At 55.3% G+C, this 13,356-nt stretch carries 13 protein-coding genes and 1 pseudogene; 4 read left to right on the top strand and 10 right to left on the bottom strand.

Annotation, left to right across the window (positions count from 1 at the left end; all coding sequences use genetic code 11):
• Nucleotides 1-840 (top strand): zinc-binding dehydrogenase (locus ACIPO9_RS22955; protein WP_400782491.1); only part of this gene is annotated, 840 nt, incomplete at its 5' end.
• Between the two features lie 20 nt (nt 841-860).
• The gene (locus ACIPO9_RS22950; protein WP_400783691.1) at nt 861-1,082 is read left to right on the top strand and encodes a PLD nuclease N-terminal domain-containing protein; all 222 of its coding nucleotides are present in this window, start codon (nt 861-863) and stop codon (nt 1,080-1,082) included.
• Between the two features lie 344 nt (nt 1,083-1,426).
• Here the strand turns inward: ACIPO9_RS22950 and ACIPO9_RS22945 are convergent, their stop codons facing one another.
• The 4 genes and pseudogenes from ACIPO9_RS22945 to ACIPO9_RS22930 form a co-directional block, all read right to left on the bottom strand.
• Nucleotides 1,427-2,131, bottom strand: coding sequence for a methyl-accepting chemotaxis protein (locus ACIPO9_RS22945; RefSeq protein WP_400783696.1), 705 nt, complete (start codon nt 2,129-2,131; stop codon nt 1,427-1,429).
• A gap of 201 nt (nt 2,132-2,332) precedes the next feature.
• A pseudogene (locus tag ACIPO9_RS22940) lies at nt 2,333-3,214 on the bottom strand (methyl-accepting chemotaxis protein); the annotation flags it as partial.
• Between the two features lie 301 nt (nt 3,215-3,515).
• Entirely contained in the window at nt 3,516-4,964 is a 1,449-nt protein-coding gene (locus ACIPO9_RS22935; protein WP_400783688.1) for an amidase, read from the bottom strand.
• 101 nt (nt 4,965-5,065) lie between these two features.
• On the bottom strand, nt 5,066-6,448 hold the full coding sequence (locus ACIPO9_RS22930) for an MFS transporter (RefSeq protein WP_400783686.1): 1,383 nt from the start codon (nt 6,446-6,448) through the stop codon (nt 5,066-5,068).
• Nucleotides 6,449-6,609: 161 nt separating this feature from the next.
• On the opposite strand from ACIPO9_RS22930, the gene ACIPO9_RS22925 reads away from it, so the two are divergent.
• Nucleotides 6,610-7,521 (top strand): LysR family transcriptional regulator, encoded by a 912-nt coding sequence (locus ACIPO9_RS22925; RefSeq protein WP_400783684.1) that lies wholly within the window; start codon nt 6,610-6,612, stop codon nt 7,519-7,521.
• A 205-nt stretch (nt 7,522-7,726) separates the two neighbouring features.
• On the opposite strand, the gene ACIPO9_RS22920 is transcribed toward ACIPO9_RS22925, so the two are convergent.
• Genes ACIPO9_RS22920 through ACIPO9_RS22910 form a run of 3 tightly spaced genes read right to left on the bottom strand, consistent with a single transcriptional unit; the run spans nt 7,727 to nt 9,766 of the window.
• Nucleotides 7,727-8,629 (bottom strand): transporter, encoded by a 903-nt coding sequence (locus ACIPO9_RS22920; protein WP_400783682.1) that lies wholly within the window; start codon nt 8,627-8,629, stop codon nt 7,727-7,729.
• 54 nt (nt 8,630-8,683) lie between these two features.
• The gene (locus ACIPO9_RS22915) at nt 8,684-9,232 is read right to left on the bottom strand and encodes a chorismate--pyruvate lyase family protein (RefSeq protein WP_400783680.1); all 549 of its coding nucleotides are present in this window, start codon (nt 9,230-9,232) and stop codon (nt 8,684-8,686) included.
• Nucleotides 9,233-9,766 (bottom strand): DUF4863 family protein, encoded by a 534-nt coding sequence (locus tag ACIPO9_RS22910; protein ID WP_400783678.1) that lies wholly within the window; start codon nt 9,764-9,766, stop codon nt 9,233-9,235.
• Nucleotides 9,767-9,951: 185 nt separating this feature from the next.
• On the opposite strand from ACIPO9_RS22910, the gene ACIPO9_RS22905 reads away from it, so the two are divergent.
• Nucleotides 9,952-10,941 (top strand): LysR substrate-binding domain-containing protein, encoded by a 990-nt coding sequence (locus ACIPO9_RS22905; RefSeq protein ID WP_400783676.1) that lies wholly within the window; start codon nt 9,952-9,954, stop codon nt 10,939-10,941.
• Between the two features lie 39 nt (nt 10,942-10,980).
• Here the strand turns inward: ACIPO9_RS22905 and ACIPO9_RS22900 are convergent, their stop codons facing one another.
• From ACIPO9_RS22900 to ACIPO9_RS22890, 3 genes are all read right to left on the bottom strand, one after another.
• Nucleotides 10,981-11,562 carry an NADPH-dependent FMN reductase gene (locus tag ACIPO9_RS22900; RefSeq protein WP_400783673.1) on the bottom strand — a complete coding sequence of 194 codons (582 nt, stop codon included), beginning with the start codon at nt 11,560-11,562 and terminating at the stop codon, nt 10,981-10,983.
• A 74-nt stretch (nt 11,563-11,636) separates the two neighbouring features.
• Nucleotides 11,637-12,320, bottom strand: coding sequence for a nitroreductase (locus ACIPO9_RS22895; protein ID WP_400783671.1), 684 nt, complete (start codon nt 12,318-12,320; stop codon nt 11,637-11,639).
• A 163-nt stretch (nt 12,321-12,483) separates the two neighbouring features.
• On the bottom strand, nt 12,484-12,918 hold the full coding sequence (locus ACIPO9_RS22890; protein WP_400783670.1) for a CBS domain-containing protein: 435 nt from the start codon (nt 12,916-12,918) through the stop codon (nt 12,484-12,486).
• Nucleotides 12,919-13,356: the final 438 nt, after the last annotated feature.

The raw sequence follows: 13,356 nt of genomic DNA, 5'->3' as shown, positions 1-13,356 counted from the left end.
TTCAGCCACATGTATGGCGGTATTCCGGGTGGCCAGGCTGAATATGTGCGTGTGCCGAAAGCCAACACCGGGCCGTTCAAGGTTCCGGGCACATTAGCGGATGAGAAGGTACTGTTCCTCTCGGACATCCTGCCTACTGCGTATCAGGCGGTGACTAATACCGGCATCGGCCAAGGCTCCAGCATTGCCATCTATGGCGCTGGCCCGGTCGGCCTCCTTTGCGCAGCGGTTGCCCGCATGCTCGGGGCCGAGCGCATCTTCATGGTCGACCACCACCCCTACCGACTCGCTTACGCGCAACAGACTTACAACGTGATCCCAGTCAATTTCGATGAAGACGACGACCCTGCTGACACGATCATCCGGCAAACCCCAGGCATGCGCGGGGTCGATGGCGTAGTGGACGCTGTCGGCTTTGAAGCCAAAGGCAGCACCACTGAAACCATCCTCGCCACCCTCAAGCTCGAAGGCAGCAGCGGCAAGGCGCTACGCCAATGTATCGCTGCAGTACGGCGCGGGGGCACCGTCAGCGTGCCGGGCGTCTACTCCGGCTTCATTCACGGGTTCCTGTTTGGGGATGCGTTCGATAAGGGGTTGACGTTCAAGATGGGCCAAACTCACGTGCAGCGCTTCCTGCCAGAGCTGCTTGAGCACATCGAGCTGGGACACATCTCTCCTGAAGCGATCATCACCCACAGGATGTCCTTGGAGCAGGCCGCTGAAGGCTACAAGATTTTCGACAAGAAACAGGAAGATTGCCGCAAGGTGATTCTTACGCCGGGCAGGAACGATGTGGTGCTGCCGGAAACGGATTCCCCGGCTGCGATACCCGCCGTTTAATCAGGCAATGGAGGTGCTAAATGGAACTAACCGTTATCTGGTGGGCATTGGTACTCGTCCTCCTGCTGGTTGATATCTGGGCAATCGCCAGCGTCTGGCGAACGAGCAAATCTTCTGGCACCAAGGCAGGGTGGGCCGCACTCATCCTGGTTCTGCCCGTGATCGGGTTGGCCATATGGGGAATCGCCGGGCCACGCGGCGTTGCTGAACCACCTACATCCAAAGAGCACAGTAAAGGCTGATTGGCCAGGATATGCTTCTGCAGCCTGCGGTAGGCTGCAGATGTGTGCGTATCTCGCCCATCCAGGAGCAGCAGGCACGCTGGCCAGACAAAGAACGCCCCGCCCCCACCTACCATTCATCCAGTACTCACATCATTTGTCAGCCACAACAGGCAGCAAATTTGCGAACAGATCGTCTGTGAAACGGGTAACTAGGGCTGCACCGTGGTACATCGCCAGGAACACCCCACACAGACCGAACTTGCCACCGAGGTCCGCCACCAGGTGGGACCGCTAGCGGCCAAAAGCAGTCAGTTGAATCAGATGACCGCTCCCATTCAGAACTTGGGAGCGACCTTGCTTCGTCAGACCTTGAAACGGCTGACCATCACTTGCAACTGGTTGCCCAGCCGTGCCAGCGCAACGCTGGAAGCGGCGGTTTCGTCGCAAGCGGCAGCGGTCTGTTCGGAGACGTCGCGCACATTCATGATGCTGCGGCTGATCTCGTCAGCCACGGCGCTTTGTTGCTCGGCTGCGGCCGCGATCTGCTGATTCATCGATTGGATGTTCGATACGGTACGGGTGATGTTTCCCAGTGAGAAGCCAGCCTTGCGAGTCAGCTCCACGCTGCTATCGGTCAGGCTACGGCTGTGACTCATGATGCTGGCCACATGCTCCGTGCCCCTCTGCAAACCAGCGACCAGCCCCTCGATTTCCTCGGTGGACTTCTGCGTACGCTGGGCCAAACCGCGAACTTCGTCGGCGACCACGGCAAAACCGCGACCGGCTTCACCAGCACGGGCGGCTTCGATGGCGGCGTTCAGGGCCAATAGGTTGGTCTGCTCGGCCACGGCCTTGATCACGTCCATGACACTACCGATTTTATCGCTTTCCTGTTGCAAGAGCGTCATAGCCTCGGTGGAGCGCACTACTTCCTCAGCCAGGCGTTCGATCTGCACAATCGCTTCCCCTACGACTGTGTTGCCTTCGCGCGCCTCGTCATCGGCAGTTGCGGCGGCTTGCGAAGCCTGATCGGCGTTTTGTGCGACGTCCTGAACGGTGACGGTCATTTCGTGCATGGCAGTCGCGACCTGATCAGTCTCTACTTTCTGGTTGTTGACCCCAACGCTGGTTTGTTCGGTAACAGATGACAGCTCTTCCGCCGCGCTGGCGATCTGTGTCACACCGTCGCGAACACCTCCGATGAGGTTACGCAAAGTCCCGCCCATGTGCTGGATACCTTGTTGCAGCACACCCAGCTCGTCGCGGCGGACGATCACCAGGTCTGAGGTGAGATCTCCGGCAGCAATGCGTTCGACGACGCCGAGGGTTTCGCGAATCGGACGGGTGATCTGGCAAGTGATGATAACGGCGGCTAGTCCCCCACACAGCAAGGCCAGCAAGGTGCAACCCAACAGCAGCGTCCGAGCCTGGGCAATTTCGCGGTCACGTTCGTCCAGTTGAATCTGGTACAGGGCTTCGCTGCGGGTCCATACATCGAGCCCTTGGTCGACCACTTCTTTGGTCACCAAGGTAACGACGTTGTTAGCGATTCTGTAGGCCTGCAAGGCCGTGCGGTAGTCGCTCAGGGCGCTTTCGAACTGGCGCAATGCGTCCTGTTGGGCAGCACTAACGTATTCACTAAGCTGTTTTACGCCGTCAATAGTCTCATTCAGTTGCTGGACAGCCTTCTGCTCAGCATCCGGAGTGCTCTTTGCGGCGTAAGCGCTGACTTCGTAACGTGTGAGTAGAAACTGTTCCCTAGCGCGGCTGATGGTCCGAAAACGTTGGAAACTGTCCGCGTCGCTCGGTGTTAATTGCAGCACGCTGCTGTAGATCGCCACGATCTGCTTATGGGCTGCTTCGGCATTATCACTCATGGCCTGCCGTGCGTTATTCAGGGCGCGATACCCGTCACGCATTTTATACAGCGATTGCTGGAAGTTGCTGATAATGGCCGCTTGTTCTGTAAGCAGCTTCAGGTTATCCGGGCGAGTGAAAATGTTGATCAGTTTCCGCTGCTCGGCGATGAACTCATCCAGGTTGAACTGCACGTTCTGAGCGGCGCCTTCATCGCCGTTGGACAGAAGGTATTGCAGACGTGCCACGCGTGTTTTGTTCAGCAACGTGTTCAGTCGGGTGACATCTCCCATTCGGTCGTTGCGCCACACCAGCTTATCCACGCTGGTCCAGCCGGCTAGAGCCAGGACGGTGGTTAGTGCCAGAACCAGGCCGAAACCCATGCCCAGCTTGAGGGTGACGCTAAGATTACCGAAAAATTTACTCAATTTTACTCCTTGCAGCGCACGCTGCTCTTAGAGTGCGGGTAGGTGAAGCCAACGTCATGACTTGAGAGTTGCCATACAAAAAAAGCGCGCCCCATAAATTGCGCAACCGGGACGCGCTAACACAATGAAAGGATTTCAAAAAGTTCGGACGAATCAGGACTACTTGCTAAACCCGATCATGCAAGTTCGGCATCTTCACTTCGCGCTCGATGATCTCGCCGGCGTACAACAGTCGCTGCTCGCGATAACTATCGGCAACCAATTGGACGCCCATGGGCAGGTCGTCCACCACTCCAGTGGGCACGCTCAAACCAGGCAGGCCCAAAGCGGCGACCGTGATAAGCGGACTTTGATCGACCAATACGCGTTTTATTTCCTCTATCGAGCCTAGGTCCTCGCCCCACCTCATAGGCAGTTGGCAAGCGGAAGGCATTAGAATCAATGGATAACGGATCAGGAATTCGTTCCATTTGCGCCGTAGCTCATCTCGCTGAGCGATGGCCAGAGCGTAACCTTGCAGGTCCATTTCCGGTGCAGCAGCCACCAAGTTTCCCACTGCGCGCAGAATCGTCTCATCCGCCATCGCACGGACGCCGGCATACATCCCTAGGCGTACTTCGGTCATGACAATCGACTGCCAGATCTCTACCCCTTCGATCATCCCGGGCGGCGTCGCGCGCTCAACTCGATAGCCGGCTGCCTCGAGAATATGCGCTGTATCGTTCAACGAGGTTTTGATTGCCGGGTCTAGTGAAACGCCCGGTATCTCATCAACCAGTGCTACCCGGACAGTGCATGTGTCATCCGGGTAACACATATGGGCTGGCACCCACATGGAGTCCCGTCGATCGGGCTGTGCCATGGCTGCTAATCCCAACTGCAAGTCGCGCATGCTTCGTGCCAGCGGGCCTTGGGCAGACATGGTCTGCAACCCCAGATAACGAAGTCCCGTAGTGGGATGGAAAGCTGGAATCCGCCCCGGCGTGGCGCGCAGACCGGCAATTCCGTTGACGTAGGCTGGATAGCGAATGGAACCGGCAATATCGGTACCATGGGCCAGCGGGCACATGCCAGCCGCCACCGACACAGCTGCCCCACCACTTGAACCGCCCGACGTCACCGAGTCGCTCCAAGGGTTGAGCGTACGGCCGTGCAATGGATTTTCGGTGAACCAACGGAAGGAAAACGGCGGTGTGTTTGTGCGGCCTACGTTGATCGCCCCCGCCTTAAGCAGATTGCTCACAACAGAGCTGTTGGCCGGAGCGATTCGCTCGGCAAAGGCCGGCACGCCATTGGTAGTGGCTTCACCTACAACATCGACGTTCAGTTTAATCGTGACAGGCACGCCGTGCAGTGGGCCCAAGATTTCACCGCGAGAAACCTGGCTGTCTGCGGTATTGGCCGCCAACAGTGCCCGCTCCCGATCGGCAAATACAATCGCGTTCAAACGAGGATTGAGCGCGTCTGTTCGCTTGAAACAGCTTTCCAGTGCCTCGCGGCTGGAGATCGTACCTAAGCGAATATGCGCTGCCACATCAACAGCGTCCCAGCGCCAGATCTGCTCGGGCAAGTCGCGTGCCGCCGTTAAATATTCGTCATTCATTGGGTTCGACATCTACTAACACTCCATTGAGCTCGACAATCGGCGACACCTTTCCCCTGACATTGCAAAAATGTCAGTGATGGGATTCAGGATGTCGCCGAATCATTTTCGATTCAGATCGCTTGAGTCGTGGACTTACCCGTCGAGCAAGGACTTGGAGGGCATGACTCAAGGTTGTCGTTCAACTGCACTTTTGGGAGAGCTTCAATTTTGTGTCGCGTCACTATCGCCACCACCAAAAGAGCAATGATCCCTGGCACAGAGCACAGAATGAAGTTGAGTTGCAATGTAAGGTTCATGCTCAGCATCAGCCCTCCCAGAGCAGGACCGGCTACACCTCCAAAACGTCCGATCGCCGAGCACCAACTGATACCAGTTGAACGGATGTCGGTCGGATATTGCTGCGCGGCGAATGCATGGATCACAGCGAGGCTACCTACCGTAGCCGCGCCGGCCAGCAATAGCATGAGGTTCAGCAGAAGGAACCCAGGCTTTATACCCAGAACGCAAAGCGACGCGACCGCAAGTGCCAGAAAGACCATAAGCGTTGGCTTGCAGCCCCAGCGATCGGCCAGCCAGCCGCTACTCAGTGCTCCCACGATGGACCCCAGATTGAGAGTGACCAGGAACATTAGCCCGGATACCAACGGATAACCGCCCGCCACCATTATTTTCGGTAGCCAAGTGTTGAGGCCGTACACCATCAGCATGCACATACCGAAGCCGACCCACAAAGCGAGCGTTTTGATAGCCCGACCCTGGGTAAATAGACCGGATACCGGTGCTGCGACCCGCTGCGCCTGCTGGTTTGGCCAGCGAAGCTTTTCAACGTCAACAGTGGGACGGATGCGACACAACAATGCGGTTGCAGCATTCCTGTTACAGGCAACCAGAAAAGGCAGGGACTCAGGCAAGTGGCGGTACATCCAGGGCAGCGTCAGGAGCGGCGCTCCGGCAAGGATGAACGTGTATTGCCAGCCAAAACGTGGGAGCACCCACATCGCGACCAATGCTGACAACAGCGCACCCAGTGAGTAACAGCCGAGCATCACGGTGGTCATGATATTGCGCCGACTAATAGGTGCCATATCGTTGATTAAAGCCACAATGTTGGGGATCGTCCCACCAAGGCCAATCCCGGTGATGAAGCGTAATATTGCAAAACTCCATGCATCCCAGGCGAATGCGTTGCCCAGCGCAGTAAGGCTGCTTAGTGCGAATGCAAGGAGAATGACGGGGCGTCGACCAAATCGGTCAGCCAGCGGCCCGAATGTCAAAGCGCCGAAGATCCCGCCGAATAGCGCTGCGCTACCCATCCAGCCGGCATGCACAGCCGGCAATGACCACTGTTCCATCAGCTGCGGCACCACCGATCCGTAGATCACCAGGTCATAACCATCGAACATCATGATGAAAGAACACCAAAACAGCAGCCCGAAGTGGAAGCGGTTGAATGGTGCGGTTTCCGCGATTTTCAGTACGTCATGAGTAGCCATCAGCAATTTCTCTTTTGTTTTTGTATAACGCGCCTGCGCTCGTCACTGCGCACAGTGGTCGTGGGCGTTGTGAAGTCATTTTAAAAATTTCCTTCCCATCTAACCAATCAATATTTTATCGTGGCAACATAGACAGATTAGATAGAGGTAGGCAGGGTCTGATGAGCAGCTTCGATTTGAATATGATTCCCATGTTCCTGGCGTTGCACGAGACTGGCAGCGTCACCGCTACCGCTGATCGCCTGAACGTTACTCAGCCATCCATCAGCTACGCTTTGGGCAAAATGCGGAAGCAATTCGATGACCCGCTGTTCATTCGCAACCGCAACGGTATGCAACCAACGCGCGTGGCTAATTCGCTTTACACCAGTTTTAAAGAAGCGGCTCAAAGCGTGGATTTAGCGATTGCGCAGGCGCGCAAATTCGACCCTGCCAGTTCCACGCGTAATTTTCGGCTGGCATTGTCGGATATGGGGGAGGTGGACTTTTTGCCCAGAGTCCTTGAACACCTCAACCGGACGGCCCCGCACATTGAACTGGAAGTGATTTCGCTAAACATTGAGATGGCGACTCAGTGGCTCAATGAGGGGTATGTCGATGCAGTCATTTGCAGCCGCGTGCTGGCCGATGCAGGCATCAATTATCATCCCGTGATGTTAGAGCACTATGTGTGCCTGCTTGCGGCCGATCATCCGAAGATAGGGAACTCACTCAGTATGGAGCAGTTTTCCACGGAGCCCCATGTTCTGGTCAACAGTACGTCGGGGCACCAACTGGCTGAGCAAGTGTTAAAGACGCTTGATATCAAACGCCGAGTGCGCTTACGTCTACCTCATTTTTCAGTGCTGCCGAGCATCCTCCCCGGCACTCGATTACTGACGGTCCTTCCATCGCACATTGCAGCAAGCTTCTGCCGTCATCCTGCGATCGGCTCTCTGAAGGTGCTGGAACTTCCGTTCAAGGTCCCCTCGTTCTATGTAAACCTTCATTGGCACGTGCGAAGTAATCAATCCAGCGCGGCGAAATGGTTCTGCGCCGAACTTATCGCTGCTCTGAAAGATATGAAAGCTTGAATGGACGGACTCGATTGCTCTATTCCAGATACCCATCTCGCGTCATCTGTAGTTGCAGGATAGTTGTAAGAGCTCGCTCGCTTCCAACAGCGCTCAACACAGGCGCATACCGCGAACATAAGAAAGCGCCGGAGATCATGGCTCCAGTGAGACCAGAGCTTTGACCGCCGACGCTAAACCTTGAGCTGATTGAGTTCTTTCAGCCTCAGAACAGCACCGCTAATCGCACGAAACCGGTGTAGTCGAATTTGTAGCCACCGCGGACTTCAATGTCGCGATTAAGCTCTGTGTAGAGCTGCACGTTTTTCGTCATCCAGTACCCAACACCGGCTCGTGCACGCAAGTAATCCGTGCGCCTGCCGGTGTCAACGCCCTCCACACTTGACTCCCCTCCCCAAGTGCGCGCTACCCCTAGAGAGGTGGTAACTCTGTTGTCGAACGTGTAGCTAAGCCAGTGCTGGAAGTTGTAGGTAGGATCCTGCTTGAGTTTGCGTTTGTCCGGGCCGTACTCATCATTGTCGCCGTACCAGGTAACGTCTTGATCGAACTCAACGCGCCACTTCCCAAAGCTTTGTGCATACGCGACGACGAGCGCATTGGCATAACGGTTGTTGCCCATGTTCAATGAGTGGTTGTTTTTATAGGAGCCGGTGGGAATTGCTATGTAGCCGGTGACTGACAGATAGCGTTTAAGGGCGGGGTCATCGATCAACCAGTAATTGACGGCGGCGAATCCGTCGGAGATCCCGCTCTCGTGTCCGATCGTCTTGCCATTGAGTTTCAAATCCTGCCTGCCAAATGGTAGACCGAACTGAAGCTGCACCTTGTGCTTTGCCACCTCAAACATATGGAAGTAGCGCACCAGGCCAGTTCGGGTAGTCAGCTCAGTACCTTTTTTTAAGGCCTTACCATGCACTGGCTGGAACTCGTCCGCCTTGCCGCCTCCGGCGAAAAACATGACCAAGTCGCTTCCCACTGGCATGGGTAAGTAAGCCCCTGGCGCAGCATCGACCGCATAGGCAGACCCGCAGTAAATACTCATCGCGGATGCGGAAACTACAAACGTGGCGCGCAGGGAAACGCTGCGCGCGTAGTGATAAACGCTCATCTGGACACCTATTTGTTTTTATTAAAATTGGCTTTCAGTTTTGCATAAGCGGGTTTAACTCAACTCCTCCCATAGCGCTGGCAAAAACATTTCATGTACTAAAACACGAGTCTGTCCACGACTGAACACCGAACGCCTGGCCCATAACGGGTAAGCGGATCGAGCGCTGGCATTACAGGCGTCACGATAACGACAAACTTCTATTTCGCTGCGCTTGTAAGGCTTATCGCCAAATAAAAGACTTCCCAGCGGAATATTTCCCAGTTGAAGTAACTGTGAATCACTGTCTTGAGCATCACGATGATTTATCACCGTTCTGGCAAACACCCATGGTCGGCCAAAACCGGCTAGATAAACCTCACGGATCCAGCCCATAACCCCAGGTTGTAGCCCGAGAACCCGGCATTCTTCTGGCGAAATGGGCTCAGCCTCTTCACGCAGTGGTATCACCTCGAACTCATCGTCGGATAGCGTCCTGAGGCGCCGCGTCAGTGAGCTGCGGTCAAACAACCAATCCCTGTGGGTCGCTCCCATCGACGAACGCCAATGGCAGTACGAATTCCACTTCAGTTGCGGTTGCGAAAACCGATACGGCACCTCCATTCATTTGGCCTGTGCTGGGAAATCATAGGAAATGCGCCCAGCTGGCAGGAAGAAGAAAGCGATCAACGCACCGCCCTTCACCTCCGGGAAGTGATGGCTACCCGGCGATGGCGCTGTCCAGCCCGCGCCCTGCCAGCCCCGGGGGCCGGCCAGTACGGCACCTTCATCCAGCGGGATCACCATGTTCAACTCACCGTAGGGGTGTTGGTGATAATCACCGCGGAAAGTACGCTGCTCGTTATCCAGTTCGTAGCCCTTGCTGTCCATGTAGACAGTTGTGATGCTGAAGTAAAAGGTTTCCTCACAGGGCTCGCACAGACGACTCCGACGATAATTTTGGCCGCTAATTTCAGTATTAGCCGCCCAGCCCTGCGCCACGCCTTCAATGACTAGCTCGGCAATACGTTGGTAGGTTTCGCTGTCTGGCCCATAAGTATCGTTGAGCCATTGCTCCAAGTTATCGCTCGCGGTTTGGTTTTTTACCTTCGCCAGAAACTCGATACAGAGATTGATCAACTCATCACGCTTGCTCATTTATAAAATACTCGCTGCTATAAGGTTTTTTACACTCTCCCATAGTTTTCCATTAGCAAAAAGCGAACTTTTTGCAGCATCTCAATGCACGATATTCAACACTGGCAAGCGTCGATGCTTGCTTGCAAATGTGCAGTTTATGAACTCAAACTATTAGCTATCCACCTCACTCGGAATTCCCCGCCATGATCTCTTTCGACAAGCTGGATCTGAATCTGATTAGAGTCTTCGATGCCGTCATGGAAGAGCGCAGCGTGCTGCGTGCCAGCCAGCGGCTGCATCTGAGTAAATCGGCAGTCAGCCATGCACTCTCCCGCTTGCGCGACGGTTTGGCCCAGGAAATTTTTGTCCGTACCGCCAAAGGTATGACCCCCACTAACTATGCGATCGAGATCAGCGGCCCGTTGCGGGCGGCGTTGCATAGCATGAGCAAGACCCTGGACCAGTCCGGGTCATCATTCACGCCGGAAACCGTGCGTCGCTCCTTTGTGATCGCCGCCAACGATTACGTGTCGGCCACCCTGCTGCCACAACTCAATCGCCAGTTATCCACGGCAGCTCCGGGCATTGATCTATCAATCATGCCGGCTACCCGGCTGGACCTCGCCGAACAGATCGACCTGGGTCGGATCGATGTAGCCATTGGCACCTTTCGCAGTGCCCCGGAGCGCTTTCGCACCAAGGCCGTGCTGTCGCAGGATGACGTGTTCATCTGTAGCGGCAGGCATCCGATAGGAGAGAAACTCCTGCAGCTCGAGGATCTGGCGCAATACCCAATAGCCGTGGTTTCCTTGGGCGGAGAAGGCGAAGGGATGCTTAGCGGCTACATTCTGGAGCGAGGCTTGGCACGGCAAGCACAGATGTATGATCGCCACGCCTTAGAACATGCGCTGGCAGAGGCAGGCTTGTCGATGAGAAGGCAGATCGTGCTGCCACATTTCTTGGCGCTACCAATGCTGCTCGAAGGCAGTGAATTGCTGGCGATAGTGCCGCGTCCTTTGGCCCGAACGTTCGCCAGGACCCTAGGCTTCATGATCAAACAATTGCCATACACCGCGCCCCGCCAACAGCTCGACATGATCTGGCACAGCGACAATGACAACGATCCGGCGCAACGCTGGTTGCATGCCCAGATCAGTTCGGCGGCGGATGAAATTTCGCGTTTGCAGGACTGAGCAAGTCCGTTCGTGGCAACGTCCTTGCTCAGCCCCCGATCAGGCTACGCGTAGTGCGCTGGAGAACCGGACCAAGGCGGCACCAATGGCTCTTACTTCACTGTCCACCTGCGGATTGCTCAGCTGGTCATTTTCGCCAAAGGCTTGGTGCGCCACACCTAGGGTAAAGGTTTGCGGGATCAGTATTGCACCGAGCTTTTCCAAAACCCCACGCATGGCCAGCATTGAACGAATGCCGCCCATGGGACCAGGTGAGGCCGAAATTACTGCTGAGGCCTTATTGGCGAACAGAGCCAGGCCAGAGACTTTTTCCGGGATGGGCCGGCTCATCCAGTCTATGGTGTTTTTCAACAATGCCGTGTAGCCACCGTTGTAGTCTGGTGAGGCCACCAGTATTGCATCGTGTTCACTGAACAGCTTCTGCAAGCTCTGGGCGTGAGCCGGTACGCCAAGCTCCCTTTCCAGCTCGCTGTCGAAAAAAGGCAGCGGATAATCGTTCAGCGAAACCACTGTCACTTCAGCGCCCGCGTCCAATGCGCCCTGCACGGCGACATTCAGAAGTTTTTGATTAAACGAACCCTTGCGGGCGCTGCCAGATATGGCCAGAACTCGTACTGCCATCTTAATGTACACCTCATGCTGCCGTGTTGGGGGACGCCGCTGACTAGGGATAATCTGGCGTCCCGAAAAATGGGCTATTGATCGAAGCCCAGAAAGTGAGTGAAAGCGTGGGACGACTCCCTTGGCATGCGAAGGGAGTTCACTGGCGCGTTTTCATCGGCGTAACCCAACGACATGCCGCAGACGATTTCCTGGCCACAGTCCAGCTGCAAAAAGTCTTTGATCAGCGACTGGAATCGCGCGAACGACACCTGTGGGCAGGTCGATAGCCCTCGCGAACGTGCCGCGAGCATCAGGGTTTGCAGAAACAGGCCGTAGTCGAGCCAGCTGTACTTTTTCAGGTTCGACTCGATGGTGAAGATCAGACCGACCGGCGCGCCGAAGAACTCATAGTTCAAACCGCTGATACGAGCGCGCCCGTCGTTGTCGCACTTATCGATCTGATGAAGGCCATAGAACAGCGCACCGAAATTTTCCTGCCGGTCACGGTACTTCTGCGCCAGATCATCCGGCAAGTGCGACAACTGATCGGCGAATGGATCTGCGTGAGCCGTCGCCAGCAAGTCACTCAACGCGCGCTTGGGCTCGCCGGTTACCACATGGACGGACCAGGGCTGAGTATTGGAGTTACTGGGCGCCAGACGAGCGACATTGATGACTTCACTGATCAACCTGCTCGAAACGGGCGTCGGTAAAAAAGCCCGCACGGCCCTGCGCGAGGCAACAACAGCATCAAACTCATCAACGAATGAACTCATACTAAAACTCCACAGCTACAACGGTCTTGTAATTAGTCCGAAGAGTTTTACATAGACCACGCTTAAAGAGCAGTGAAGTATATGCAGCTTTGAAGTGCAGGTTCTGCAACAGCGTTTAAGCCACCCTCCGACAGAGTATTTGTGACCGTTTAAGGAGCAGCGCTTAATGGCCGCGAATGTACTGTTCCAGCTGCTCGATCAGTTGTTCCTGTTCCGCAACCATCGACTTGACGATATCGCCGATGGACAGGAGCCCGATCAACCGACCCTCATCGACCACCGGCAGATGCCGTAGATAGCGATCGGTGAATAGCGCCATGCATTCCCGGATGGTTTGCCGGGGCGCCACCGTAATCACCGGTGAACTCATGATGTCGGCAACCTGCAGATCGTTTGCCGAGTGGCCGTGGCGACTGACCTTGCGCACGTAATCGCGTTCGCTGACGATCCCAGTCAAACGCCCGGCTTCAACTACGGGCAAGGCGCCGATGTTACGCAAAGCCATTAGGCTCAAGGCCTCGTCGACGGTACTTTCTGGCGCAATCGTGTAGAGATTCTGCTTCTGCTTGGAAGTGAGTAGCTGTGCTACGGTTTTCATCTCAAAACCCCTGATGCGAAATTATTCATATGGGCATACACAAAACGTTCATTGGCGCCGATCCAACACTTTCAGCGTCGCTCACATGCTGTGCATTTGATCTAACACCTCGGAGCGGGTGGCCGCGCCAGCGAGGAAAAGCATGAGAGCTGCGATCCGTGCAGCCCGACTGCGCGAGGAGTGATGAACACTGTTCAAGCGTCCCAAACCGGCTATTGCGCTCTAACATCGTCCATTCCTGTGCCCGCAGTCATTTAAGTCTAAAAAGTATCTTCACATGCATCCAATAAATATTTGACGCGGAAAATATAGAGAGATTTTATAGATGAAGCTTGCGTTGGTAGCGTTATGAGATCAGCGAAAGCAGGGCCTGTGGTGAACCAGTTAGGTGCAATCGACGGAATTTACGGCACATAACCTGCGCATATTTCAAGCTGT

The organism is Pseudomonas sp. NPDC090203 (genome assembly GCF_044746765.1).
GTDB classification, from domain to species: Bacteria; Pseudomonadota; Gammaproteobacteria; order Pseudomonadales; family Pseudomonadaceae; genus Aquipseudomonas; species Aquipseudomonas putida_AD.
This window is presented reverse-complemented; position numbering and strand designations above follow the sequence as displayed.

Coding starts and splice junctions, on each gene's coding strand:
- ACIPO9_RS22950 (WP_400783691.1), top strand. CDS start 861: ATGGAACTAACCGTTATCTGGTGGGCATTGGTACTCGTCCTCCTGCTG.
- ACIPO9_RS22945 (WP_400783696.1), bottom strand. CDS start 2,131: ATGACCGTCACCGTTCAGGACGTCGCACAAAACGCCGATCAGGCTTCG.
- ACIPO9_RS22935 (WP_400783688.1), bottom strand. CDS start 4,964: ATGTCGAACCCAATGAATGACGAATATTTAACGGCGGCACGCGACTTG.
- ACIPO9_RS22930 (WP_400783686.1), bottom strand. CDS start 6,448: ATGGCTACTCATGACGTACTGAAAATCGCGGAAACCGCACCATTCAAC.
- ACIPO9_RS22925 (WP_400783684.1), top strand. CDS start 6,610: ATGAGCAGCTTCGATTTGAATATGATTCCCATGTTCCTGGCGTTGCAC.
- ACIPO9_RS22920 (WP_400783682.1), bottom strand. CDS start 8,629: ATGAGCGTTTATCACTACGCGCGCAGCGTTTCCCTGCGCGCCACGTTT.
- ACIPO9_RS22915 (WP_400783680.1), bottom strand. CDS start 9,232: ATGGAGGTGCCGTATCGGTTTTCGCAACCGCAACTGAAGTGGAATTCG.
- ACIPO9_RS22910 (WP_400783678.1), bottom strand. CDS start 9,766: ATGAGCAAGCGTGATGAGTTGATCAATCTCTGTATCGAGTTTCTGGCG.
- ACIPO9_RS22905 (WP_400783676.1), top strand. CDS start 9,952: ATGATCTCTTTCGACAAGCTGGATCTGAATCTGATTAGAGTCTTCGAT.
- ACIPO9_RS22900 (WP_400783673.1), bottom strand. CDS start 11,562: ATGGCAGTACGAGTTCTGGCCATATCTGGCAGCGCCCGCAAGGGTTCG.
- ACIPO9_RS22895 (WP_400783671.1), bottom strand. CDS start 12,320: ATGAGTTCATTCGTTGATGAGTTTGATGCTGTTGTTGCCTCGCGCAGG.
- ACIPO9_RS22890 (WP_400783670.1), bottom strand. CDS start 12,918: ATGAAAACCGTAGCACAGCTACTCACTTCCAAGCAGAAGCAGAATCTC.